The sequence below is a fragment of the Ruegeria sp. AF7 genome, from assembly GCF_056541885.1.
The window spans coordinates 293,492-317,366 of record NZ_JBQFYX010000002.1 but is presented as its reverse complement, the minus strand read 5'-3'; the positions used below and the strand labels follow the sequence as shown (position 1 = coordinate 317,366).

The following is a 23,875-nucleotide window of genomic DNA, read 5'->3' as shown; positions in this document are numbered from 1 at the left end:
GGGCCTTTCGGTTGAATTCCTATGAGCGTGCGCTTTTACGCGCTACGCTGTGCATGTCAAGGCCAATCGGACGATCCCAGCCCAGGAATCGGGCACAGATTTAACCCGGTAACGTTGGCGCACCCATATAGCTGTGAATCTGGTCTCTTTCACTGTCCGAAAGACCCAGCGCAGTGGACAATTGCCGCAAATATGCGGCCTCGCGATCGTTGTCCAACCGTATTGCCGCCAGAGACGTCGCATAAATCTGCGTTCTGAGAGGTGCTCCAGAATCAGCTGCCAGACCCATGACGTCGACAGGTGCGTTCAGTTGTTCCTGCACGAATGCGCGTTCCTCGTCACTGATGTCATCGCCCAACTCTCCGAGGATCGTTTCTTTCTCGTGCTCGTCCAGCTCGCCGTCTGCCTTGGCCGCCTGGATCATTGCCCGCAACATGAGCTTGGCCTGAGCTTCCATCGCAGCCCCAGCTGGTGTTTCGCCAAACACGGTCTCCATCATGTCGGTGGTCTGCTGACTGCCCGTTCTGGCCGCCCCCTGCATCGCATTCAAAAGCCCGCCAAGACCGGCGGCACCGGCGGAACTGCCCCCCAACCCCATCTTACCCATCATGTCCTGAAGGCCTGTCGCACCTCCGGGAAGGCCGAACTGTTCGGCCATCTTGCCGAGCTGATCCATACCAAGGCCGCCGCCTGCGCCTTGCATCATGTCCTGCAAGCCAGTCATTCCGCCCATTTTCTGGTATTTTTCCAGCCCCTTCGCAGCCGCGAAACCAACTGCAACGGACGCAAGTGTCTTCATAAAGCTCATGACAATCCTCCCGGTTTTTCAAAATACGCCCCAATTCTATCAAAGGAATGCAAAGGCGAATACCACGTTCAACCCCCACGGGATTCCCGACTGAATTTCCAAGCCGATGAGGTCCAATGGGCGGTGAGTTAGTTTGTACATATCACGATATCGTGATAAGTTTGCCGCAACTGATACGTCCAAGAGGCCGACTTCAGGCTCGACGACCAAGGCAGTGTGAACAGGTTATGCCCGCGCGGAGCAGTGTTGTTTTACGCAGCTTTTCTTGGGGGGCTATCATGACAGAATGGGTTATTCAGGGCGAAGAACTGGCCAATTGTAATTGCAACTTCGGTTGCCCCTGCCAGTTCAGCGTTCTTCCTTCTCATGGCAATTGCGAGGCCGTGGTCGTTTTCGACATCGAAAGCGGACATTATGGCGATACTGATCTGGCCGGTTTGCGGGCAGCAGGTGTTTATCACTGGCCGGGACCGATCCACGAAGGCAATGGTCAGATGCAACAGATTATTGACGAAAGTGCTACAGCCGAACAGCGCGCAGCATTGCAGGCCATCATGACCGGTGAAGACACCGATGAAATGGCAACCATGTGGTACGTCTACAGTGCGATGGCTCCGACGAAACATGAAACGCTTTTTGTCCCGATCGAATTGAACTGGAACCGCGATGACCGTAGCGGCTATGCTAGGGTTCCGGGGGTCTTCGACGTCGAGGTCAGCCCGATTCCTCATATCGTATCGGGCGCTGCGCACAGGGCATCGATCCAGCTGCCGAACGGCTTTGAGTACCGCCACGCCGAGGCCGCCTCGGGGTCGGCCAAAACAACGGGTGGTGAGATCAGTCTTACCTTTGACGCCACGCACGCCCATCTCGCACATCTGAACCTCTCGGGTCACGGTGTTCTGGGCGCGTAGCCGGAGACTTTCTCATGACCAGACAGAGTGCGGCAGCCCCTGCCGGGGCGATTGAGAGGCTGTTGAGGCAGGACAATGCAATCGTGTTGGGCAGCGTCCTTCTGATCATTCTTGCAGCCGCCTGGTACACAGTTGCCGGCGTCGGGATGAAAATGTCTGCGGTCGAAATGACTCGCATGGCAGGCCCGGTTGGAGAGCCCATGCAGATGGGTTCTGCAACCGCCTGGAGCTTCGGCTATGCTCTGCTCATTTTCCTGATGTGGTGGATCATGATGATTGCCATGATGACCCCAAGTGCCGCGCCAACCGTGCTTTTGTTTGCCGCAACAAAGCGAATGGGTCCTGAGAAAGACCGTGCGGCAAAGTTCAGCCTGTGTTTCCTGTTGGGCTATCTGGTGACCTGGGGTGCGTTCAGCCTGACTGCAACGGCATTGCAGTGGGGGTTGGAACATATCGGGCTGTCGAGCGGGCCGATGATGACAATCCGCTCTGGCCTCTTCGCGGGATGTGTTCTGCTGGCTGCCGGATTCTATCAGTTTTCAAGTTTGAAGACTGCGTGCCTTCGGCACTGCCAGAACCCTGCAAGGTTTCTGGCCGGTCACAACCGGCCCGGCCCCTTCGGCGCGCTCAGAACCGGAGCTCTGCACGGCACATATTGCCTGGGTTGCTGCTGGGCGTTGATGCTGCTGCTTTTCGTCGGTGGAATCATGAACCTCTGCTGGATTGTTGGCATTGCCGCCTATGTCGCGCTGGAAAAACTGCTGCCGACAGCCCGGTGGCTGGTGCCGGTGACTGGTGTGGCGCTTATCGGCGCAGGTCTTTGGCACATCGTGGCACCGTTGCTCTCTGGCATCTGACGTAAGACGGCCCTCGGGGTCGGCTGACTGAAAGGCCCTGTGATTTCTCGTTAAAACGGAGGTACCAATGCCTGTTTTCATTACCTACGCAACTTACTCGCAAGCTGGCGTCAAAGGCATGTTGCAAAAGCCCGAGAACCGCACCGGCCCGGTGAAAGCACTGCTGGAGAAAGTCGGCGGCCGACTGCTGTCCTTTTACATGACAACCGGCAGCAATGACGTGGTCGTGATCAGCGAAGCGCCAGACGGAACAGATGCTGTGGCGGTTGGCATGGCAGTCGCGGCATCAGGTGCGGTCACGAACATAGAAACGGTGCGGGCCTGGACCGCGGACGAGTTCGTTTCGGTTGCTGAGAAGGCCGCAAGATTGACGGGGACATACACGCCACCCGGAGGATAACAGGATACGCGCGGAGGGCCTGTAAGCCGGATCTTGTTCCGGGGTTGCCCCCTTTGATGACCATTCCTCTAGGCCGTGCATTGCTGCACGGCTCAAGCTGCCAACCCGGTCCCTCTCGGCCAAGACGCGCTTAGCGGCGGTATCGGCTTGCGCCGACCGGCCCGCGCGGGGACCCTATTTGGCATTGCTCCCGGTGGGGCTTGCCGTGCCGCCACTGTTGCCAGCGGCGCGGTGGGCTCTTACCCCACCGTTTCACCCTTACCCGGGGCCGAGGCCCTGGGCGGTCTGATTTCTGTGGCGCTTTCCGTCGGGTTGCCCCGCCCGGGCGTTACCCGGCACCGTTGTCTTGTGGAGTCCGGACTTTCCTCTCGGGCATACGCCCCAGCGGCCATCCGGCCCTCCGCGCCTGGGCTGGGTAGGCTTTGCGGTCTGCGGCGTCAAGAGCTGACAGGTCCGAGAAGGGGCCAGCCCCTTCTTGGCCTGCGGCCAATTCAACCCCGGGATATTTTTGGCCAGATGAAGAGCGGATCAGGTTGTTGTGTCCGACGGGGTGACCGCATTCATATCCGCCATGTCCAGCGGACCTTTCGCCCAGGGGCGAAATCGCAATCGGACAGCGGCCAGCAGTTTTGCATCGTCCACGGGGGCGGTGAAACCTGCCATCCGAGCAGAGGCGCGAAATGCTTCTGCATCGGGTGACATCGGATCAACTCCTGTGCCGCGCGGTTTGGCCAGCGCTTGCTTTTCGAGCCTGTTCCAGTCAAAGCGCGGCCCAGGGTCGGATTTTCGCCCGGGCGCCATGTCGGAATGCCCGATAACCCCGGACGGAGTAATGGACCAGCGGGTCATGATCAGGGGCAACAACTGTTCCAGCACCGCCATTTGCGGCTGCGAGAACGGATGTTTGCCGGTGTTTTCCAGTTCGATCCCAACCGAGCGCGAGTTGATGTCGTCCTTGCCGTCCCATTCCCCTGCCCCGGCATGCCAGGCGCGATCTTCTTCACGCACCATTTGCCACAGGGTGCCATCACCCCCGATCAGGTAATGAGCCGAAACTTCGGAAGCCGGGTCGCACAGACGATCCAGAGCCGCCTGCGCGCTGTCCATGGCCGTATAGTGGATCACGATCAAGGATGGCAACAGCCCGCCCCGGCGCTTGCCGAAATTCGGAGACGGATGCCAGATCGGCGTTAAGGCGTCAGTTGTTAACGGCACTGCGGAACGGGCTGGGGTCCCAGCCACAGGCATAGCCGTCGCCATCCGGGTCCAGACCCTTGCGGTCACGTTGCGGACCGCCGTTGGACAGGAATTCGATCTGAGCCTGATCCGGTGACGGGAATTGCGCGCAGTTCCGCTGTGACTTGGCTTGCAGGTTGAAACCAGAGCGGCTGTAGAGTTGCGTGCCCACCGGGTTGGAGGTGCTCAGCGCATATTGTACGATATTCGGTTGGCCGCTCGCCGTGCGCTCGGGCACGGCGGTTGGCGCGACGACTTCGTAGGTCTGGCGGTTTTGCTCAATCCGGGCGGCATCGGATTGGATGCTGCGCCTCTCGGACACGGCTGCGAAATCCTGCTCGTCAGAGATCGCACTGCTGCTGGAGCCGGAAGCCGGCGACACGGGGACCGCGGATTGCCCGGACGTGCTGGCCAACGCAGCGGCAGTCTGGTTGGCGATGTCCGCATTCTCACCCGTTGCAAAGGTCGATGCTCCCGACGTGCCCAACGGTTGCTGGGAAACATCGACCGGAGCCAGCAGAGGATTGATCGCCCCACCCTGGCCCGCCAATTGAGCCTCGCGCTGCGCCTGATATTCAGGCGTGTTGAAACCCGTGCTGGTCAACGGCGCGACATTGGTGCAAGCCGCAGCCAGTGTCAGGGCCGGGACCAAAAGCAAAACACGCATTGTTTGGCTCCGTTTTCAGAAATCCAGTTGCCCGAAGGCTTACCACCATTTGCCGGGCTTGGCCACAAATCCGGCTGCGTTTTCCAGCGCATAAGCGGTGTTGAGCAAGTCACCTTCTTCCCATGGGCGCCCGATCAGCTGCAACCCCAAGGGAAGACCTTGTGCATCCAGCCCTGCGGGGACCGAGATACCGGGCAAGCCAGCGAGGTTCACGGTAACTGTAAAGACGTCGTTCAAATACATTTGAACAGGGTCCGCCTCGGTCATTTCCCCCAGACCGAAAGCCGCCGAAGGAGTTGCCGGTGTCAGAATGGCATCGATGCCTGCGGCAAACACGTCTTCGAAGTCTTTCTTGATCAAAGTCCGGACCCGGCGCGCACGATTGTAATAGGCGTCATAGAAACCTGCGGACAGCACATATGTGCCGACCATCACGCGGCGCTGCACCTCGGGGCCAAAGCCTTCGGCGCGGGTCTTTTCGTACATCTCGGTGATGCCATCGCCCTGCGCCAGCTGTGCGCGGCGGCCATAGCGAACACCGTCATAACGGGCGAGGTTCGAAGACGCCTCGGCCGGGGCAATCACGTAATAGGCGGGCAGTGCGTATTTGGTGTGCGGAAGCGAGATGTCGACAATCTCGGCACCCGCAGCTTTCAGCATCGCTGCGCCATCGGCCCAGAGTTTTTCGATCTCGGCGGGCATACCGTCCATACGGTACTCTTTCGGGATACCGATCTTCTTGCCCTTGATGTCACCGGTCAGCATGGCCTCGAAATTCGGGACCGCCAGTTCGGCACTGGTCGAATCCTTGGGGTCATGTCCGCACATGGTTTCCAGCATGATCGCTGCATCACGCACGTTCTTGGTCATTGGTCCTGCCTGATCCAGCGAGGACGCAAAGGCGACGATACCCCACCGCGAGCAACGACCATAGGTGGGTTTGATGCCCGTGATGCCAACGAAGGCCGCAGGCTGGCGGATCGAGCCTCCGGTGTCGGTACCTGTCGCAGCCAGGCACAAATCAGCAGCCACGGCAGACGCAGACCCGCCAGACGAGCCGCCCGGTGTCAGTTGCGCATCATCGTTGCCACGGCGCCACGGGCTGACCGCATTGCCATAGGTCGATGTTTCATTGGACGATCCCATGGCGAATTCGTCCATGTTCAGTTTTCCCAGCATCACCGCGCCTGCGTCGGCCAGTTGCTGAGAAACGGTGGATTCGTATTCCGGCTTGAACCCTTCCAGGATTTTCGACGCCGCCTGCGAGGGCACACCCTTGGTGCAAAACAGATCCTTGATGCCGATCGGCAGGCCACACATCGACGGTGCGTCGCCACGCTGGATCCGCTCATCCGCAGCCTTGGCGCGCTCCATTGCAAGTTCGGGTGTCTTGTGGACAATGGCGTTCAGCGCATCTGCCTCGTCAATGGCTTTCAGGCAGGCGTCGGTCAGCTCGACAGAAGTGACGTCACCTGAGCGCAGCGCATCGCGCGCCTCGGCCAGACCCAGTTTGTTCAGCTCGCTCATGTCTTACTCCACCACTTTGGGAACTGCGAAGAACCCTTCGCGGGCGTCAGGGGCGTTGGCCAGCACCTTGCCCTGCTGGTTGCCGTCGGTTACCTCGTCCTTACGGCGTTTCAGCCGCATCGGCGTGACCGAGACCATCGGCTCGACACCTTCGACATCCACTTCGTTCAGCTGTTCGATGAACCCGAGGATTGTGTTGAACTCGGATGCCAGCGCCGGCAGCGCGTCATCCTCGACCTTGATCCGGGCCAGTTTGGCCACTTTGGCGGCGGTGCTTTGGTCAATCGACATCGGCTTCCCTCATCTACGTTATGGGGCGTTTACCTGTCTGTTGCGGCAGTCGCAAGACCGCTGCGCCATGGGCCGTCCCGAGTTTAAGTTCCGCCGCATGACACCCGCCATTCAAAACTGAATGAGTGGTATGCAAAAAAGTAAACTAATTAGTTCAATATTGACCTTGAAAACTGAACTGTACTGTTCATTTCTAGTTGTGCGACACAACGCAAACCGGAGAAAAACATGAAACCCCTGATGATTGCCGCAGTCTTGTCCGCCACCTTTTTGGCCGCACCGGCCATGGCCTTGGGTATCGACACAAGCAACCTGACACGCACGTTGACCTTCCCCTCGCCCGTGACGGAACCGGTCACTCAGGACAAGGTTAAACCTGCAAAGTGATGCGCAGGTTCCGGCCGGGTCGGATTTCCCCTCTCCGACCCGGCCAAAGCGCATATTCGAGGGTGCACAGCCCAAAGCGAGTCGTTAGCATTGCTGCAAATACCAAAAGGGAACTGCATAAGGCACTTGCGGTTCTGACAAGCAAGTGGAGCAGCTGATGAACACGCAAAAACAAGCGGTCCTGGATGCCATCGATGCGGCGAACGCAAATGACCCCAATCGCGATGATGGCCGCCCCGAAGCGCGGCTTTACGGCGAGCGCATGAGCGCAGAGCTTGACCGCCTGTTTCCGGGCGCGTCCGACGCCTTGCAGATTGCAGCGCGTGGTCAACATGTCGAGCGGTGGAAACTTGCCCGCAATGAATTCCCAGAAGGTCGGGCGGGTTATCTGGCCTGGCGCAAGGCGCAAGGTGTGCATCACGCGGACGTGGTGATGAGTTTGATGACCCAAGAAGGCTATGACACTGAGCAGGCCGAAGCCGCGGGTCGCATGTTGCGCAAGCAAGGCATCAAACGCGATGCAGAGGTGCAGGCGCTGGAAGATGTGATCTGCTTTGTGTTTCTGAAATGGTATTTCCAGCCCTTTGCGGCGAAACACTCAGCCGAGAAAATCCAGAGCATTGTTGAAAAGACTGCCCGCAAGATGTCGCCCGAGGGCCGCGCACGGGTTTTAAGCGAATTCGACCTGCCGGATCATCTGGCCGCAGCCTTTCAAGACTGAGAAAAGGCCAACGCCGTTTCATCGACCGAATAATAAGTCTGAAGGATGGTCACGACAGGCCTCCGCGCCATTTGCTCATGATCCACGAGTTTGGGTGACGCGGCCCCTGATGAGGGCCGCACGATACACTTCGATCATCCCGCCCAGCATAATGGCATTCAGGAGATGCCACATGAAATGTGTCCCCACCGGCCATTGGCCGCAGAAACGCATATCGAGGGCACGGAAGGTAATCGACAAGATCAGGATCAACGCCCCTACTGTCAGTCCTTTGGCCAGAATCGGATCACGGCCGCGCAAAAGAACAGCATAGATCAGGATCAGCAAAGGGACTGGCGCATAAACCGCCGACCCTCCAAGCCCCGGAACCTGTTGGAACAGTGGGACAGCAGCCGTCGCATAGGGAAGAAAAAGAAGCATACCCCCGAACGCCAACCACGAAGGCATCTTCCAGATGTCTTTGTTCACCGCAAAAATATAGACTAGTATGAACAACAGTATGGGCACAACATCCGCCAAAGCCGCCCATACCTGCGCATGCGTGTGAAACAGGTAACTGCCAACCCCGATGATCGCCAAAAGCGCCACCAGTACCTTGGCCAGAGACATGTCCTGATTTCGCAAGCGCCGCCACATGACCCATGCGCAAATCAGAAATGCAGCGTTTGTGACCGCGTTAACGGGCTCTGCCCAGTAGGCTGGAGACAGCCGCTCGCAGTACCCGTCTATTTCACGAAACCAATCCATGGAAATTTACTTATCCGATGTTAGGCTGCCGCCAACAGAATGATTGGGAGGAAATAATTATGAACATTATCTGGTTGGGCCATGGAAGTTTCCGTATCGAAACCCAGGGACAGGTGCTGCTAATCGACCCCTGGCTGACCGGCAACCCGGTCTTGCCCGAGGAACAGCATGACGCCGCCGTTGATGGCGCCACCCACATCCTTCTGACCCATACGCATTTTGACCATGTCGTCGACGTTCTGCCTTTGGCCAAACACCTGAAGATTCCGGTTGTGGGACAATATGACCTGATGGGGTACTGGGCCGAAGCCGAAAGCATCGAGACCATTGGTTTCAACAAGGGCGGCACGGTCAACTTGAACGGGGTCAAGGTAACAATGGTCCCGGCCTCTCACAGCTCGACCTTTTCGACACCGGACGGCCTGCGCACAGGCGGCAGCGAGGTCGGCTTCATGATCAGTGCCGAGGGGCGCATGCTTTATGTTTCAGGTGATACCGACATCATGGCCGACATGGACTGGATGGGGGATTACTACAAACCCGATATCGGCATCCTGTCAGCGGGCGGGCATTTCACCATGGATATGAAAGCTGCCGCCTACGCCGCCAAAAGATACTTCAACTTCAAGACGGTAATTCCCTGCCACTACAAGACCTTCCCGATTCTTGAGCAATCCGCTCAGGCGCTGGTTGACGGGTTACCCGGTGTGGACGTGATCGAGCCTGAGGTGATGCACCCAATCAAACTGTAGTCCGTGCTTCAGCCCGGCTCACCCTTCCGGCGCGACGCAAAGAAGTCTTTCAAAAGTTCTGCGGCGTCTTCCCCGGCGATACCGTCATAGACTTCGGGCGCATGGTGTGCCTGAGGGTGTGAAAACACGCGGGCCCCATGTGCCACGCCCCCCGATTTGGGGTCGGCGGCCCCGTAGTAAATGCGCCGGATGCGCACGGCCGCTAAGGCCGCGGCACACATAGCGCAAGGCTCCAGCGTTACATAAAGGTCATGATCCGGCAAACGTTCTGAACCTGTCTGCGCACAGGCCGCGCGCAAAGCCAGGATTTCTGCATGCGCAGTAGGATCGTTCAACTCACGCGTCCGGTTTCCTGCCACCGCCACAACAGAGCCGTCCGGCCCGACTATGACCGCACCAACGGGCACTTCGCCGCGATCCGCTGCTGCGCGCGCCTCACACAGCGCCTGTTCCATATGCGATTTGAACACCATGCCCCTGACTGCATCAGAAACCTGCCTTTCGCAAGCGCGCGGGATAGGGTATGGCCCAGACATGAACAAGACCCCTCCTCCTGGCGACCGGATCGCCAAAGTCCTGGCCCGTGCTGGCGTCGCGTCGCGGCGCGAGGCCGAGCGCATGATCGAAGCTGGCCGCGTGGCCGTGAATGGCAAGACCATCGACAGCCCCGCCCTGAACGTGACGGCGAAAGACAAGATCGTGGTCGACGGCAAACCGGTCTCGGAACCGGAACCCTCGCGTTTGTGGCTGTATCACAAGCCTGCTGGGCTGGTTACGACAACCCGCGACGAAAAAGGGCGCGATACGATTTTCGACAAGCTGCCCGAAGACATGCCTCGGGTGATGAGCGTTGGTCGGCTTGACCTGAATTCCGAAGGTCTGCTGCTGCTGACTAATGATGGTGCTATCAAGCGCAAGCTCGAACTGCCCGCGACCGGCTGGTTGCGCAAATACCGTGTGCGGGTAAACGGCCGCCCGAAAGACGAAGATTTCGAACCGTTGCGCAAAGGGCTGGTGATTGAGGGAGAGCGGTTCCAGCCGATGACCGTCACGCTGGATCGCCAGCAAGGGGCCAATGCCTGGCTGACCATCGGTCTGCGCGAAGGAAAGAACCGAGAAATCCGTCGGGCCATGGAAGATATCGGTTTTAATGTGAACCGTTTGTTGCGGGTTTCTTACGGCCCGTTCCAATTGGGCAATCTGAAGCCGGGCGAAGTCGAAGAAATCCGCCGCCGCGTTATGCGCGATCAACTTGGGCTGGATTCGGATGCCAAACCCGAAGCGGCCCCCAAACGCCCGACGCGACCACAAAGAAAACGCCCGCCCATCGGCAAGAATCCCCGCAAGTGATGCAGGTTCGGCAACCTTCCCCCTAGCGCCAAGCCTGCGTATCCCCTAAATTTTCTGTGATTGCTGCTAATTGGGGAGCGTGATGTCCGGAAGCGGAGTGCAAAAATTCGCCTACGCCGTATTGCTGGCGCTCTTGTTTGGCGTGTGCACAGGCGTGCTTGGGGGCTTGTAACGCATGGCAAAGCGATTTGGCGGCAAGTACAGCCCTCAGGATGATACGTCCGGCGACACTCTTCAGCCCCGTGGGCAATTCGATGGCGCGCGGGTCGAACCTGCGGGCGCGCGTGCCAATGTCCTGTTCATACCGGCCATCCCATTGGTATTTCTGTCGCTGAACGACGGCGCGATTGGCATGACCATAGGTCTGATCGCAGCTGGCCTGCTGACGGCAGCTGCGTTCTTGCTGCGCGAAGGTCTGCGGGCCGAAGCCGCGTTTAACGCCCGTAAGGCTGCCCGCCGGCCTGCGTTTCCCCGTAAAATCTTTGCCAGCCTTCTGACAGGTCTGGGCGCCGCTCTTGCGTCCTACCGGACCGAGTTTCTGAATGCGGAAGCGGTATCGCAAGTCAGCCTGCTAGCCCCCGTCTTGTTCGGCGTGGCAGCAACGGTGCTGCATTCCGCCTCCTTCGGGTTTGACCCGATGAAGGACAAGGGCATGGAAGGAATTGACACCTTTCAGCAAGATCGCGTTGCCCGGGTCGTTGAGGATGCGGAAAACCGTCTTTCCGAGATGACGGACGCCATCAAACGCGCGGGTGATCGCCGGATCGAAGCCCGTCTGGAACGGTTTCAGGACACCGCACGTGACCTTTTTCGAACGGTCGAGGAAGACCCCCGCGATCTGGCGGGCGCGCGAAAATACATGACGGTTTATCTACAGGGCGCGCGTGATGCGACGGTCAAGTTCGCCGATGTCTATGCCCGGACCCGCGATGCGCAGGCGATGACAGACTACATCGCGCTACTGGATGATCTGGAACAGAATTTCGCCGCGTGTACGCGCAAAATGCTATTGGATGACCGCAGTGATCTGACGGTCGAAATCGACGTGCTGCGCGAAAGGCTGCAGCGCGAAGGCGTCCGGTTGGACTGACCGGCCATTATTTGAGCGAGGAACATCCCCATGTCCGATGAGATCAAAAACAAGGCGGCTCAGGCCGAAACACTGGTGCAGGAAGTCACCGCAGTTGCCCTGCCCGAACCAAAGGCCGAGGTAATCTCGCTTGAAGAAGCCGACGAACCTGTGAGTGCCGAGATTCGTAAGCGCATGGACGAGATCGACATGAGCAACACCAATTCGATTGTTGCTTTCGGGTCTTCCGCTCAGGCCGAATTGCAGGAAATCAGTCAGGCCATGCTTGCGGATGTGCGCAACAAGGATGTTGGCCCGGCAGGCGACAGCCTGCGCAATATTGTGACCACCATCCGCGGTTTTTCAGTCAGTGAACTGGATGTGCGCCGCGAGCGCAGCTGGTGGGAAAGGCTGCTGGGCAGGGCCGCGCCATTTGCGAAATTCACCGCTCAGTTCGAAGAAGTTCAGGGGCAGATCGACCGCATAACCGACGATCTTCTGGGGCATGAGCATACACTGCTCAAGGACATCAAATCGCTGGACCTGCTTTATGAAAAAACTCTGGGTTTCTACGATGAACTGGCGCTGTACATCGCGGCGGGTGAAGAAAAGCTGACCGAATTGGACAGCCACGACATCCCCGAAAGGGAAGCTGCCGTTCAGACCGCGCCAGAAGAAGAACAAGTGATGAAAGCGCAGGAACTGCGTGACATGCGCGCCGCGCGTGACGATCTGGAGCGCCGCGTGCACGATCTGAAACTGACCCGTCAGGTCACGATGCAGTCGCTGCCGTCGATCCGGCTGGTGCAGGAGAACGACAAGTCTCTGGTCACAAAGATCAACTCGACGCTGGTGAACACCGTGCCGCTGTGGGAAACGCAACTGGCACAGGCCGTCACCATTCAGCGCAGCGCCGAAGCTGCCGCCGCGGTGCGCGACGCCAACGATTTGACCAACGAGCTTTTGACTTCGAACGCTGCCAATCTGCGCCAGTCGAACAAGATGATCCGCGAGGAAATGGAACGCGGCGTGTTCGATATCGAAGCTGTCAAAAAGGCCAACGCAGACCTGATCGGCACTATCAACGAAAGCCTGGCCATTGCGGATGAAGGAAAAGCCAAACGTGCCGCGGCCGAGGCCGAGCTGCAGAAGATGGAGGCGGAACTGCGCGACACTCTGGCATCCGCCAAGGCGCGACGAGACGGGACCGGCGACAACGCCGGAACCGCTGTCCCCGGCTGAGGCTGAACTGGGCGTGCGGGATATTACATATCTGAAAATGGCGCTGGGGATGGCGGCGTTTTTGGCTTTGGCCAATTGCGATGAAACACTGACATCCTCGATTGCGCCGCAAGCGCGCCCGGCGCCTGTTTCTGTTGCGGCGAATGCCTATGTACCGCCCTCTGCCGCAAGTCAGGATCTGGCGCGGTTTTACCAGCGTGTCGAACGCGACCTTCTGGTGCGGGGGTTATTGCGGACAGACGGGGGCGGGCCCGATACGCCTTATGATGCCCAGGATCTGGCGCGAAATTTCGAAGCGATTGCGTTCTACAGCGAATATCCGACCCAAAACGTTTCCATCGGGTCGCGCCAGACAGACGGGCAGCTCAGCCGTTGGTCGGGGCCGGTGCGCATCCAGACCGAGTTTGGGCCTTCCGTGCTGCCTGCTGTACGGGAACAGGATGCGGAACGGGTTCAATCCTTTGCCTCGCGCTTGGCGAGGCTGACGGATCATCCGATTTCCGTGGTCTCCCGAAACGCAAATTTCCACGTCTTCTTCGCGGGCAAGGACGACAGCACCTATGTGGTGTCACGACTGAAACAGCTGATCCCGAATATCAGTCAGGCTTCGCTTGATCTGGTCGCAAATCCGAGATCGAATTTCGATTGTTTTGTTTTTGCCTCGGCGACAACGGCGTCTCCGTATAAATATGTGCGCGCCGTTGCGTTGATCCGGGCCGAATTGACTGACCTGGTCCGTCGCAGTTGTATCCACGAAGAAATCGCACAGGGGCTGGGATTGTCTAACGATAGCCCGGCAGCGCGTCCATCGATCTTCAATGATGATGACGAGTTTGCCCTGCTGACGAGCCATGACGAAAAACTACTGACAATGCTTTATGACAAGCGGCTTGAGCCCGGCGTGACAGTCGATCAGGCCCGCCCCATCGTGCATGTCATTGCCCGGGAATTGATGGGGCAGCCGCTCTGACCCCAAGGACAGGAGAACCCAAATGGGAATATTCGATTTTCTGACCGGAGAATTCATTGACGTCATCCATTGGGTTGACGACACTCGCGACACCATGGTCTGGCGGTTCGAGCGTGAAGGCCATGAAATCAAATACGGTGCCAAGCTGACGGTGCGCGAAGGTCAGGCGGCTGTATTTGTGCACGAAGGGCAATTGGCAGATGTGTTCACGCCAGGTCTCTATATGCTTGAGACCAACAACATGCCGATCCTGACCACATTACAGCACTGGGATCATGGCTTTCAGTCGCCCTTCAAGTCCGAGATCTACTTCGTCAACACGACCCGGTTCAATGACCTGAAATGGGGGACCAAGAACCCGATCATGCTGCGCGACCCCGAGTTTGGTCCGACCCGCATTCGCGCCTATGGCACCTATACCGTTCGGGTCAAAGACCCGGCCAGATTCCTTGTTGAAATCGTCGGAACTGACGGCGAATTCACCATGAGCGAGATCAGCTTTCAGGTGCGCAACATCATCGTGCAGGAGTTCAGCCGCGTTATTTCGGGGTCTGGCATTCCCGTGTTGGACATGGCAGCGAACACGGCTGATCTGGGCAAATTGATCGCGGCCGAAGTTTCCCCAGTGCTGGAAGGCTATGGGCTGGAGATGCCTGAATTCTACATCGAGAACATCTCGCTTCCGCCTGCGGTCGAGGCCGCATTGGACAAGCGGACCTCGATGGGATTGGCCGGAGATCTGGGCAAATTCACACAGTATTCCGCAGCCGAGGCGATGACGGCTGCGGCCAGCAACCCAAGCCAGGGCGGTGGCATGGGCGCAGGTCTTGGCATGGGAATGGGCATGGCGATGGCACAGCAGATGTCAAACATGGCAGCGGCCCAGCCAAGCGGCCCGTGGGGATCGCCCGCCCCCGCTGCCCCACGACCGTCAACTCATGCGGCCCCGCCGCCGCCGCCGGTCGAGCATGTTTGGCATATCGCCGTGGATGGGCAGACCAGCGGCCCATACTCCAAAGCCAGGATGGGCCGAATGGCCAGCGAGGGTGATCTGACGCGCGACACCTTTGTTTGGACCGCGGGCCAGGACGGCTGGAAAAAGGCCGGTGACGTGCAGGAACTGGCGCAACTGTTCACCATTCTGCCGCCACCGCCGCCGGGGGCCTGACCGAAGCGCAAGACTCCTCCATCTGACCTGACACTATTGGGTAACGTATGACAAACGCCCCTGACCTTGCAGAGCACCGCTTTCCCTGCCAGCAATGCGGTGCGGATTATCGGTTCAGCCCTAGCAATGGTACGCTGACATGTGATCATTGTGGTCATTCGGAACCAATCGGATCGGGCCCATGGCAAGGTGCCAGCCTGCGCGAACTGGATTTTGACGCGGCCATTGCGGACCGTCTGCCTGACAGCGAGCTGGAACAGACGCGCGTTCTGTCCTGCCCGAACTGCGCGGCGCAGGTTGAATTCGACCCCAACACGCACGCTGCGGAATGCCCGTTCTGTGCCACGCCGGTGGTAACTGACACCGGCGTGAACCGGCATATCAAGCCAAAGGGTGTTCTGCCTTTTGCTTTCGACGAGCGCGAGGCGCACAAGGCGATGAGCGATTGGCTGGGTCGGTTATGGTTCGCGCCAAACGGGTTGAAAGACTATGCCCGCAAGGGCCGCAAGATGCAGGGCATCTATGTTCCGTACTGGACCTTTGATGCCGACACCAAGTCCGCCTACCGTGGTGAGCGCGGCGTGATCTATTATGAAACCCACACAGTGATGCGGGACGGTAAACGGGTTCAGCAGCAGGTGCCAAAGGTGCGCTGGTCGCCCAAATCGGGTCGTGTTGCGCGGTTTTTTGATGACGTCCTGGTGCTGGCCTCGCAGTCGCTGCCCAAGGCCTACACCGACGCGCTGCAGCCTTGGGATCTGCCTGCGCTGGAGCCTTACCAGCCAGAATACCTCGCCGGGTTTCGCGCCGAAGCGTATACGGTCGAATTGAAAGAGGGCTACAGCGAGGCCCGCGCGCATATGGCGCGCGTGATCGAACGGGATGTTCGTTTCGATATTGGGGGCGACAAGCAGCGTATCCACACGGTAGACACCGAGGTACGAGACGTCACGTTCAAGCATATTCTGCTACCGATCTGGCTGGCGGCATACAAATATCGCGGGCAAACCTATCGATTTGTGGTGAACGGCCGAACCGGGCGGGTTCAGGGGGAACGCCCCTGGTCAGCCATCAAGATCACGATTGCCGTTATTCTGGGCCTGCTCGTCGCCGGGGTTGTCGGGTATCTGGCAGCCAACGGGCAGCAATAGCGGTCTCTTGTACATCTGGCGTGGCATGATCATCCCAAGTGTCGAGACGTAGAAACGAGGCGCCTGTGTCATTTGCAGAACTGAATAACCTTCTGAAAAATCGCCATTCCTGCCGGGCCTTCCTGCCCGACCCTGTACCAAAAGAGCAGATCGAGCAAATCGTGGCCAGCGCGGCCCGGGTCCCAAGCTGGTGTAACGCGCAGCCGTGGCAATTGGTAATCACAAGCGGCGCAGAGACCGACAGGTTCCGTGCTGCGATGCAAAACGAAGCTGAAACAGGCGTACCGGCCCCCGATCTTCCGTTTCCCGCGTCATACTCCGGCGTCTATCAAGACCGCCGCCGCGCGTGCGGTTGGGCGCTCTATGAAGCCGTCGGTGTGGAACGCGGGGACCGGGCAGGATCGGCCCGACAAATGATGCGCAATTTCGCTCTGTTCGATGCACCGCATTGCGCCATCGTCTCAAGCCCGGCGGAACTTGGGCCATATGGCGCAATGGATTGCGGAGGGTTTGTTACGGCTTTTTCGTTGGCAGCGCAGGCGTTGGGTGTGGCAACCATTCCTCAGGCCGCATTAGCCGCGTATGGCCCGTTCCTGCACAGATATTTTCGGATCCCGGAAGACCGCCTGATCCTGTGCGCGATTTCCTTTGGGTATTCGGACGGAAAGCACCCCGCAAATAACTTTCGTACAGATCGTGCCGTGCTGGGTGACTTTGTCGACTGGCGCGTCTAAACCATCGCTCAGGCAAGATAATCGCCAAGGGGGGGGAACCGCGTGCGCGCATTGCTGCAAAGAGTTTCGCAAGCCAAAGTATCGGTCGATGGCAATGTCATTGGCGCATCCGGTCCGGGGCTTTTGATTCTTGTCTGCGCCATGCAGGGGGACGATGAAGCCCAGGCTGAAAAACTGGCCCGGAAAACCGCCAGACTCAGGATTTTCAAGGACGATGCGGGCAAGATGAACCGCTCGCTTCTGGATGTAAAAGGGTCAGCCTTGGTGATCAGCCAGTTTACACTGGCGGCAGATACAACAAGCGGTAACAGGCCGGGGTTTTCAACTGCAGCACCGCCCGAACTTGGCGAGCATCTGTATAACACCTTCGCAAACTACCTTGCTGCGCAAGGTGTAGCGGTGGAAACTGGACAATTCGGGGCCGACATGGCCGTTGAACTTGTCAACGACGGACCGGTCACAATCTGGGTGGAGACTTGATGGATACTGAAAAGCAAGCCGTTCAACTTTGGCGCGCCGGGGTTGAGGCCGTTGATGGATACACCGCCACCGAGGCCGCCCTGCACGACATCCCGAAACCGGACCGTATTCTGGCCGTAGGCAAGCCCGCCGCCGCCATGGCACGGGCGGCCTTGGCGCGGTTCGGCACGGTTCCCACGCTTGTTGTGACCAAGGACGATCACGGCCGTGACTTGCCGGACACTGTCGAGGTGATCGAAGCTTCGCACCCGGTTCCGGACAACCGCAGCCTTGAAGGCGGGCGTGCTCTGCGTAAGGCGCTGGAACAGATGGACCCCGGATCACATGTGCTGCTTCTGGTGTCGGGTGGCGCATCTTCGCTGGCCGAAGACCTTTTGCCCGGAAAATCACTGAGCGATCTCGAAGCATTGAACCGCAAGTTGCTTTCAGAGGGGATGGATATCGGTGCGATGAACGCTGAGCGGCGCAAACTGTCCCGCATCAAAGGCGGGGGGTTACTGTCGCACTTTGCGGGCGCGCGCGCGACCGTTCTGGCCATCTCGGATGTACCGGGCGACGACCTCAATGTCATTGGATCGGGTATCGGCGCTTTGCCTTCCAGCCACACATTTGGGGCCACCACTCGGATCGTGGCCTCAAACGCCCATGCCCGCAATGCGGTTGTGCAAGCCGCCGAAGCAGCTGGGCTAAAGGTTTGGGCCAATGAAGAGGCGCTGCATGATGACTATCTGAAAGTTGCCGCACATCTTGGCCAACTGCTGCGCGGCATGGAGAAGGGCGTGATGGTCTTCGGTGGGGAACCGACTGTGGTCTTGCCGGATCACCCTGGGCGCGGTGGACGAAACCAGGCATTGGCACTTGCACTGGCGCGGGAAATCTCCGGGCAATCAAACCTGACAGTTGTTGTCGGCGGCACGGACGGCACAGACGGACCGACCAATGCGGCAGGGGGAATCATTACCGGTGCAACATGGAACGAAAGCGGTATAGCCGCCCTAAAAAAAGCTGACAGCGGCTCGTTTCTTGAAAAAGCCCAAGCCTTGCTGACAACCGGGCCAACTGGCACCAATGTCATGGACTTGGTTGTCGCAATACGTGGATGATTTGGCGTATTTCATGCCGCCCCGGACCGTAAAGGCTCGGAAACTGGTCTGAAACACGATTGTATCATAGTATTCTTGTGGAAAGGGCGTCGCACCGAACAAGGTTACTTGCGCTTCGGCCTTCGGCATTGAGGAGAAATACCCTTGCCCGGCCCGCTGAAATAAGCCAACGTTGACTCATGCGTCAACAAAAACCCGAAAAGGGTTAAAACCACTCGATAGGGAGAATACTCGATGAACGAACAAATCACGCATATGGCCGGTCAGGTCACAGCCGGAAAAATGACCCGCCGCGAATTCATGGGGAAAGCCGCGGCTTTGGGTGTTTCGGCTGCGATGGCCAGCACAATGTTCGCAGACGCCGCTCGGGCTGCTGGCCCGAAAAAGGGCGGTGATTTGAAATTTGGTCTTCAGGGTGGTGAATCCACTAACTCTCTGGACCCGGCGACCTACGCAAGCTCTGTTCCCTTCCAGAACGGCAAACAGTTTGGTGACCAGCTTGTCGAAGTTGCACCGGACGGTTCGATCGAGCCTCGTCTGGCGGAAAGCGTTGAAGGCAGCGCTGATGCCAAGGTTTGGACTTTCAAGCTGCGTCAGGGTGTCGAATTCCACAACGGCAAGACCATGACCAGCGAAGACGTGCTGAAAACCATGCAGCGCCACTCGAACGAAGACTCCAAGTCCGGTGCCCTGGGCATTATGAAGGGCATTGAGTCAATGAAAGCTGACGGCGACAACTTCCAGGTCACCCTGACCGAGCCAAACGCCGACCTTCCCTATCTGATGGCCGATTACCACCTGATCATTCAGCCTGATGGCGGTATGGATAATCCAGGGGCAGGTATCGGGACTGGACCGTACAAATTGGAAGTTGACGAACCCGGTGTGCGTCACTTGTTTACAAAGAACGAAAACCACTGGAACAGCGATTACGGCAATTTCGACAGTGTCGAAGTCATCGTCATCAACGACGCAACTGCGCGTACCGCTGCCCTGCAATCCGGACAGGTCCATGCGGTCAACCGCGTGGAACCCAAAGTTGCCGACCTGTTGGGCCGCGCACCCAACCTGACCGTACATTCAACCGCTGGTCGCGGTCACTACGTCTTCATCATGCATTGCGACACGGCACCGTTTGATAACAATGAACTGCGCACCGCGCTGAAATACGCCATCAACCGGGCAGACCTGGTAGACAAGGTTCTGCGAGGCTACGGTTCGATCGGTAATGATATGCCGATCAACGCGGCCTACCCACTGTTTGACGAAACAATCGAGCAGCGCGAATTCAGCATCGAAAAAGCAGCCGAGCACTACAAGAAGTCCGGCCATGATGGTTCGCCGATCATCCTTCGTGTCGCAGATGGCGCGTTTCCAGGTGCGGTGGATGCCGCTGCCCTGTTCCAGCAGACGGCCGCGCAGGCCGGTATTCCACTGGAAATCAAACGTGAGCCCAACGATGGCTACTGGTCCGAAGTCTGGAACGTCCAGCCCTTCTGTGCGTCGTACTGGGGTGGTCGCCCTGTACAGGACCAGATGTATACTACAGCTTACCTGTCAACTGCGGATTGGAACGACACTCGTTTCAAAGTTCAGGCCTTTGACGACTTGCTGTTTGCGGCGCGTGCAGAGTTGGATGCAGAAAAGCGCAAAGGCATCTATAGCCAGATGGGCCGTATGGTCCGCGACGAAGGCGGCTTGATTTGCCCGATGTTCAACAACTTTGTTGAAGGCGTCAGTAATCAGCTGGATGGTTGGGAATCAGACCCGAACCAAGAGATGATGAACGGCAACATGTCCCGCAAAATGTGGTTCGTCTAAAACGGGCCACGGATCATGCATCCTATCATCAAACTGGTTTCCCAGCGCCTTGCGCTGGGACTCCTATTGCTGTTTGGCGCTTCGGCTCTGATTTTTGGCCTGACCGAAGCCCTTCCCGGAGACGCAGCGCAAGCCGTCCTGGGGCAGTCCGCAACCCCAGAGGCCCTTGCAAACCTTCGCGAAGAAATGGGCCTGAACCGGCCTGCCCTGACCCGCTATTTCGAATGGCTGGGCGGTATCGTTCAGGGTGATCTGGGTCAGTCCCTGACCAACAAGCTCGACATTGCTGAAAGCATTGGCAAACGGTTGGGCAACACATTGTTTCTGGCATGCGCCGCGGCCGTGGTTTCGGTTCCCCTTGCCATCTTTCTGGGCCTGCTGGCAGTCCGCTACCGCAACCGCTGGCCAGACAAGCTGATCTCTGCCATCACATTGACAACGGTTTCGATCCCCGAATTTCTGATCGGTTATGTGGTGATCTACTATGTCTCGGTAAAGCTGGGCTGGTTTTCCTCGCTTGCGATGATCAATGACTCGATGTCATTTGGGCAAAAACTCAATGCGATCGCGTTGCCCGCATTCGTGCTAACACTGGTGGTTCTGGCGCAGATGATGCGCATGACCCGCGCAGCGATCCTCAACCTGATGCAGTCGGCCTATATCGAAACGGCGGAACTAAAGGGGTTGTCGAACTTTCAGGTCATTGCGCGACATGCCTTTCCGAACGCAATCTCACCCATTGTAAACGTGGTGATGCTAAACCTGGCCTATCTGGTTGTGGGTGTTGTCGTAGTCGAAGTGGTGTTCGTTTATCCCGGCATGGGACAATACCTGGTGGACTCGGTGACCAAGCGTGACGTGCCGGTCGTGCTGGCGTGTGGTGTGGTCTTTGCCGCCGTCTATATCGGGCTGAACATGGTGGCCGATATCGTATCGATCCTGGCCAACCCAAGACTGAGGCATCCGAAATGATGAAGAATATTCCAATTTCGGCGATGATCGGTCTGTTTTTCACAGGTCTCTATTTCTTTGTCGCCTTGGCCGCACCTTTGATTGCACCATACGGTATGGCCGAAGTGGTTGGCGACGTGTGGGAGCCATCAAGCGCCGAACACCTGTTGGGCACCGACAATATCGGTCGGGATCTACTGACACGCATGATCTATGGCGGGCGCACCACCATCTTCATTGCTGCTGCGGCTACGATCCTCAGCTTTGTAACCGGCACGTCGCTGGGTTTGCTGGCTGCGGTTCTGGGCGGTTGGGCCGATCAGGTGCTCAGCCGGGCAGTTGATCTGGTCATGTCGATCCCGACGCTGATCCTGGCGCTGGTCATTCTGGCCATCGTCCCGGTGACGGTCCCGATCCTGATCCTGGTGATGGGGCTTCTGGACGCGACACGTCCGTATCGCCTGTCGCGGTCGGTTGCTGTCGACATCAACGTGATGGATTATGTCGAGGCGGCCAAATTGCGCGGCGAGGGCCGTGCCTGGATCATCTTCCGCGAAATCCTGCCAAACGCCCTGTCACCGCTAGTGGCCGAGTTTGGGCTACGGTTCATCTTCATGGTTCTGTTTATCTCAACCCTGTCCTTCCTGGGCCTGGGCGTACAGCCGCCGCTGGCCGACTGGGGCGGCATCGTGAAGGAAAACAAGGACGGCATCGTGTATGGCATTGGCGCAGCGCTCTACCCCGCCGTGGCCATCGCGACGCTCGCGATTTCGGTCAACCTTGTGGCTGACTGGATCCTGAACCGAACCACATCGCTGAAAGGAGGTCGGGGATGAGTGATACCCTTCTCAAGGTCCGTGACCTCAAGATCGGTGCGACCGTTTACCCACCGGGTGAGAAACCCCATGACATCGAAATCGTGCACGGGGTCAGCTTTGACCTTGAACGCGGCAAAGTGCTGGGGCTGATCGGAGAATCCGGTGCCGGGAAATCCACCATCGGCCTCGCTTCCATGGCCTATGGCCGGGGTGGTGTTGAAATCACCGGCGGCGAGGTTTGGGTAAATGGGCGCGATATCCTGAAATCGTCACATGGCGATATCCGCAACCTGCGCGGGGGTGAGGTTGCGTATGTGTCGCAATCCGCTGCCGCGTCGTTCAACCCGGCCAAGAAGATCATGGATCAGGTTGTCGAAGCTGCGGTCGAGCACAAGAAGTTTTCGCGAAGAGAGGCCGAAGGCCGCGCGCGGGAACTGTTCGCCAAACTAGGCCTACCCGACCCGGATAATATCGGTGACCGCTACCCGCACCAGGTTTCAGGCGGACAGTTGCAGCGATGCATGACTGCGCTGGCGCTGTGCCCCGAACCCGATCTGGTGGTGTTCGATGAACCTACCACGGCGCTGGACGTGACCACGCAGATCGACGTGCTGATGGCGATCAAAGAAGCCATTCGCGATACCGGTGTTGCTGCTCTTTACATCACGCACGACCTTGCGGTCGTGGCGCAGGTCAGCGACGAAATCATGGTTCTGCGGATGGGAAATACGGTTGAATACGGGTCAACCGATCAGATCATCAACAACCCGCAGGAAGAGTACACGCAAGCTCTGGTCTCGGTCCGTTCGATCGAGCACGAAGAAAAACAGCCCACAGCGGAACCACTGTTGAGCGTTGACGGTATCACCGCACGTTACAAGGGGTTGAATTTCGACGTGCTGCACAACGTCAATGTCGAGCTTCATCCGGGGCAGACGCTGGCAGTTGTGGGCGAATCCGGTTCTGGTAAGTCGACACTCGCCCGGGTGATCACCGGCCTGTTGCCGCCGCGCGATGGCGAGATTACGTTTGCCGGACGCAAACTTTCGCCTGATCTTGCCGGACGATCCCGCGAGGACCTGCGCGAGTTGCAGATGATCTATCAGATGGCTGACGTGGCAATGAACCCGCGCCAGACCGTCGGCACGATCATCGGGCGCCCGCTGGAGTTCTACTTCAACATGCGCGGTGCCGAAAAACGCAAACGGGTTGTCGAGTTGCTGGACGAGATCGAGTTGGGCGAGAAGTTCATCGACCGTTACCCAGCCGAGTTGTCCGGTGGCCAGAAGCAACGCGTGTGTATCGCGCGGTCTTTGGCGGCCAAGCCCAAGATGATCATTTGTGACGAGGTGACATCGGCACTCGACCCGCTTGTGGCGGACGGTATCCTCAAGCTGCTGCTGGATTTGCAGAAGATCGAGGATGTGGCCTACCTGTTTATCACCCACGATCTGGCGACGGTTCGGGCGATCAGCGACAGCATTGCGGTGATGTATCAGGGACGCGTGGCGCGCTATGGCCCAAAGAGCCAGGTGCTCAGCCCGCCATTCGACGACTATACAGACCTGCTGCTGAGCTCGGTGCCCGAGATGCATCTGGGTTGGCTGGAAGAGGTCGTTGCCCATCGCAAAATGGAAAGCGCGGGGAACTGATCTCTGCGCCTGTAACATCACTTTGAAGAAATGGATTCCCGGCGTTTTGCATCTTGGCT

At 58.3% G+C, this 23,875-nt stretch carries 26 protein-coding genes and 1 other RNA gene; 19 read left to right on the top strand and 8 right to left on the bottom strand.

Annotation, left to right across the window (positions count from 1 at the left end):
• Nucleotides 1–100 precede the first annotated feature (100 nt).
• Nucleotides 101–808 (bottom strand): DUF533 domain-containing protein, encoded by a 708-nt coding sequence (locus tag ACR0AP_RS06995; protein WP_480506203.1) that lies wholly within the window; start codon nt 806–808, stop codon nt 101–103.
• A gap of 278 nt (nt 809–1,086) precedes the next feature.
• Between ACR0AP_RS06995 and ACR0AP_RS06990 the strand changes: the two genes are divergently transcribed.
• The 3 genes from ACR0AP_RS06990 to ACR0AP_RS06980 all read left to right on the top strand — a co-directional run bounded on the left by ACR0AP_RS06990 (nt 1,087) and on the right by ACR0AP_RS06980 (nt 2,979).
• Complete coding sequence (locus ACR0AP_RS06990; protein ID WP_480506202.1) at nt 1,087–1,722, top strand: DUF1326 domain-containing protein; 636 nt, start codon at nt 1,087–1,089, stop codon at nt 1,720–1,722.
• A 14-nt stretch (nt 1,723–1,736) separates the two neighbouring features.
• A complete protein-coding gene (locus ACR0AP_RS06985) occupies nt 1,737–2,579 on the top strand; it encodes a DUF2182 domain-containing protein (protein WP_480506201.1) in 843 nt (280 codons plus the stop codon).
• Nucleotides 2,580–2,646: 67 nt separating this feature from the next.
• Complete coding sequence (locus ACR0AP_RS06980) at nt 2,647–2,979, top strand: GYD domain-containing protein (protein ID WP_209597899.1); 333 nt, start codon at nt 2,647–2,649, stop codon at nt 2,977–2,979.
• Between the two features lie 6 nt (nt 2,980–2,985).
• Here the strand turns inward: ACR0AP_RS06980 and rnpB are convergent.
• The 5 genes from rnpB to gatC all read right to left on the bottom strand — a co-directional run bounded on the left by rnpB (nt 2,986) and on the right by gatC (nt 6,700).
• Nucleotides 2,986–3,383, bottom strand: an RNA gene (rnpB, locus tag ACR0AP_RS06975) — RNase P RNA component class A.
• A 124-nt stretch (nt 3,384–3,507) separates the two neighbouring features.
• Entirely contained in the window at nt 3,508–4,221 is a 714-nt protein-coding gene (locus tag ACR0AP_RS06970; protein ID WP_480506200.1) for an N-acetylmuramoyl-L-alanine amidase, read from the bottom strand.
• A complete protein-coding gene (locus ACR0AP_RS06965; protein ID WP_480506199.1) occupies nt 4,178–4,882 on the bottom strand; it encodes a hypothetical protein in 705 nt (234 codons plus the stop codon). Before ACR0AP_RS06965 ends, ACR0AP_RS06970 begins: the two co-directional genes overlap by 44 nt.
• A gap of 39 nt (nt 4,883–4,921) precedes the next feature.
• The gene (gene gatA / locus ACR0AP_RS06960; protein WP_480506198.1) at nt 4,922–6,409 is read right to left on the bottom strand and encodes an Asp-tRNA(Asn)/Glu-tRNA(Gln) amidotransferase subunit GatA; all 1,488 of its coding nucleotides are present in this window, start codon (nt 6,407–6,409) and stop codon (nt 4,922–4,924) included.
• A gap of 3 nt (nt 6,410–6,412) precedes the next feature.
• Entirely contained in the window at nt 6,413–6,700 is a 288-nt protein-coding gene (gatC, locus tag ACR0AP_RS06955; protein ID WP_267365979.1) for an Asp-tRNA(Asn)/Glu-tRNA(Gln) amidotransferase subunit GatC, read from the bottom strand.
• 228 nt (nt 6,701–6,928) lie between these two features.
• Between gatC and ACR0AP_RS06950 the strand changes: the two genes are divergently transcribed.
• Together ACR0AP_RS06950 and ACR0AP_RS06945 are read left to right on the top strand one after the other, a co-directional pair.
• Nucleotides 6,929–7,087 (top strand): hypothetical protein, encoded by a 159-nt coding sequence (locus ACR0AP_RS06950; protein WP_209504628.1) that lies wholly within the window; start codon nt 6,929–6,931, stop codon nt 7,085–7,087.
• 157 nt (nt 7,088–7,244) lie between these two features.
• Nucleotides 7,245–7,808 (top strand): DUF4202 domain-containing protein, encoded by a 564-nt coding sequence (locus ACR0AP_RS06945; RefSeq protein ID WP_480506197.1) that lies wholly within the window; start codon nt 7,245–7,247, stop codon nt 7,806–7,808.
• Nucleotides 7,809–7,883: 75 nt separating this feature from the next.
• On the opposite strand, the gene ACR0AP_RS06940 is transcribed toward ACR0AP_RS06945, so the two are convergent.
• The gene (locus tag ACR0AP_RS06940) at nt 7,884–8,555 is read right to left on the bottom strand and encodes a ceramidase domain-containing protein (protein ID WP_480506196.1); all 672 of its coding nucleotides are present in this window, start codon (nt 8,553–8,555) and stop codon (nt 7,884–7,886) included.
• A gap of 59 nt (nt 8,556–8,614) precedes the next feature.
• Here ACR0AP_RS06940 and ACR0AP_RS06935 point away from each other — a divergent pair, with 59 nt between their 5' ends.
• Nucleotides 8,615–9,307: a metal-dependent hydrolase gene (locus ACR0AP_RS06935; protein WP_480506195.1), complete on the top strand. Its 693-nt coding sequence runs from the start codon at nt 8,615–8,617 to the stop codon at nt 9,305–9,307.
• 8 nt (nt 9,308–9,315) lie between these two features.
• Here the strand turns inward: ACR0AP_RS06935 and ACR0AP_RS06930 are convergent, their stop codons facing one another.
• Nucleotides 9,316–9,780, bottom strand: coding sequence for a nucleoside deaminase (locus ACR0AP_RS06930; protein WP_209504632.1), 465 nt, complete (start codon nt 9,778–9,780; stop codon nt 9,316–9,318).
• 61 nt (nt 9,781–9,841) lie between these two features.
• Between ACR0AP_RS06930 and ACR0AP_RS06925 the strand changes: the two genes are divergently transcribed.
• From ACR0AP_RS06925 to ACR0AP_RS06865, 13 genes are all read left to right on the top strand, one after another.
• Nucleotides 9,842–10,657, top strand: coding sequence for a pseudouridine synthase (locus ACR0AP_RS06925; protein ID WP_480506194.1), 816 nt, complete (start codon nt 9,842–9,844; stop codon nt 10,655–10,657).
• 175 nt (nt 10,658–10,832) lie between these two features.
• Nucleotides 10,833–11,747, top strand: coding sequence for a 5-bromo-4-chloroindolyl phosphate hydrolysis family protein (locus ACR0AP_RS06920; protein WP_480506193.1), 915 nt, complete (start codon nt 10,833–10,835; stop codon nt 11,745–11,747).
• A gap of 30 nt (nt 11,748–11,777) precedes the next feature.
• Nucleotides 11,778–12,968 carry a toxic anion resistance protein gene (locus tag ACR0AP_RS06915; protein ID WP_209597915.1) on the top strand — a complete coding sequence of 397 codons (1,191 nt, stop codon included), beginning with the start codon at nt 11,778–11,780 and terminating at the stop codon, nt 12,966–12,968.
• Nucleotides 12,969–13,017: 49 nt separating this feature from the next.
• Nucleotides 13,018–13,938, top strand: coding sequence for a DUF2927 domain-containing protein (locus ACR0AP_RS06910; RefSeq protein ID WP_480506381.1), 921 nt, complete (start codon nt 13,018–13,020; stop codon nt 13,936–13,938).
• 22 nt (nt 13,939–13,960) lie between these two features.
• Nucleotides 13,961–15,106: an SPFH domain-containing protein gene (locus ACR0AP_RS06905; protein ID WP_480506192.1), complete on the top strand. Its 1,146-nt coding sequence runs from the start codon at nt 13,961–13,963 to the stop codon at nt 15,104–15,106.
• A gap of 47 nt (nt 15,107–15,153) precedes the next feature.
• A complete protein-coding gene (locus tag ACR0AP_RS06900; protein WP_480506191.1) occupies nt 15,154–16,257 on the top strand; it encodes a TFIIB-type zinc finger domain-containing protein in 1,104 nt (367 codons plus the stop codon).
• Between the two features lie 65 nt (nt 16,258–16,322).
• Nucleotides 16,323–16,991, top strand: a complete 669-nt coding sequence (locus tag ACR0AP_RS06895; protein WP_480506190.1) for a nitroreductase — start codon at nt 16,323–16,325, stop codon at nt 16,989–16,991.
• A gap of 42 nt (nt 16,992–17,033) precedes the next feature.
• Nucleotides 17,034–17,471, top strand: coding sequence for a D-aminoacyl-tRNA deacylase (gene dtd, locus ACR0AP_RS06890; protein ID WP_480475727.1), 438 nt, complete (start codon nt 17,034–17,036; stop codon nt 17,469–17,471).
• Nucleotides 17,471–18,574 carry a glycerate kinase type-2 family protein gene (locus ACR0AP_RS06885; protein ID WP_480506189.1) on the top strand — a complete coding sequence of 368 codons (1,104 nt, stop codon included), beginning with the start codon at nt 17,471–17,473 and terminating at the stop codon, nt 18,572–18,574. The genes dtd and ACR0AP_RS06885 overlap by 1 nt, the downstream gene beginning before the upstream one ends.
• Before the next feature lie 234 nt (nt 18,575–18,808).
• Complete coding sequence (locus ACR0AP_RS06880) at nt 18,809–20,395, top strand: ABC transporter substrate-binding protein (protein WP_480506188.1); 1,587 nt, start codon at nt 18,809–18,811, stop codon at nt 20,393–20,395.
• A 15-nt stretch (nt 20,396–20,410) separates the two neighbouring features.
• Nucleotides 20,411–21,367 carry an ABC transporter permease gene (locus tag ACR0AP_RS06875; RefSeq protein WP_209504642.1) on the top strand — a complete coding sequence of 319 codons (957 nt, stop codon included), beginning with the start codon at nt 20,411–20,413 and terminating at the stop codon, nt 21,365–21,367.
• The gene (locus ACR0AP_RS06870) at nt 21,367–22,182 is read left to right on the top strand and encodes an ABC transporter permease (protein ID WP_209504928.1); all 816 of its coding nucleotides are present in this window, start codon (nt 21,367–21,369) and stop codon (nt 22,180–22,182) included. Before ACR0AP_RS06875 ends, ACR0AP_RS06870 begins: the two co-directional genes overlap by 1 nt.
• Nucleotides 22,179–23,816 (top strand): ABC transporter ATP-binding protein, encoded by a 1,638-nt coding sequence (locus ACR0AP_RS06865; protein WP_480506186.1) that lies wholly within the window; start codon nt 22,179–22,181, stop codon nt 23,814–23,816. Before ACR0AP_RS06870 ends, ACR0AP_RS06865 begins: the two co-directional genes overlap by 4 nt.
• Nucleotides 23,817–23,875 lie beyond the last annotated feature (59 nt).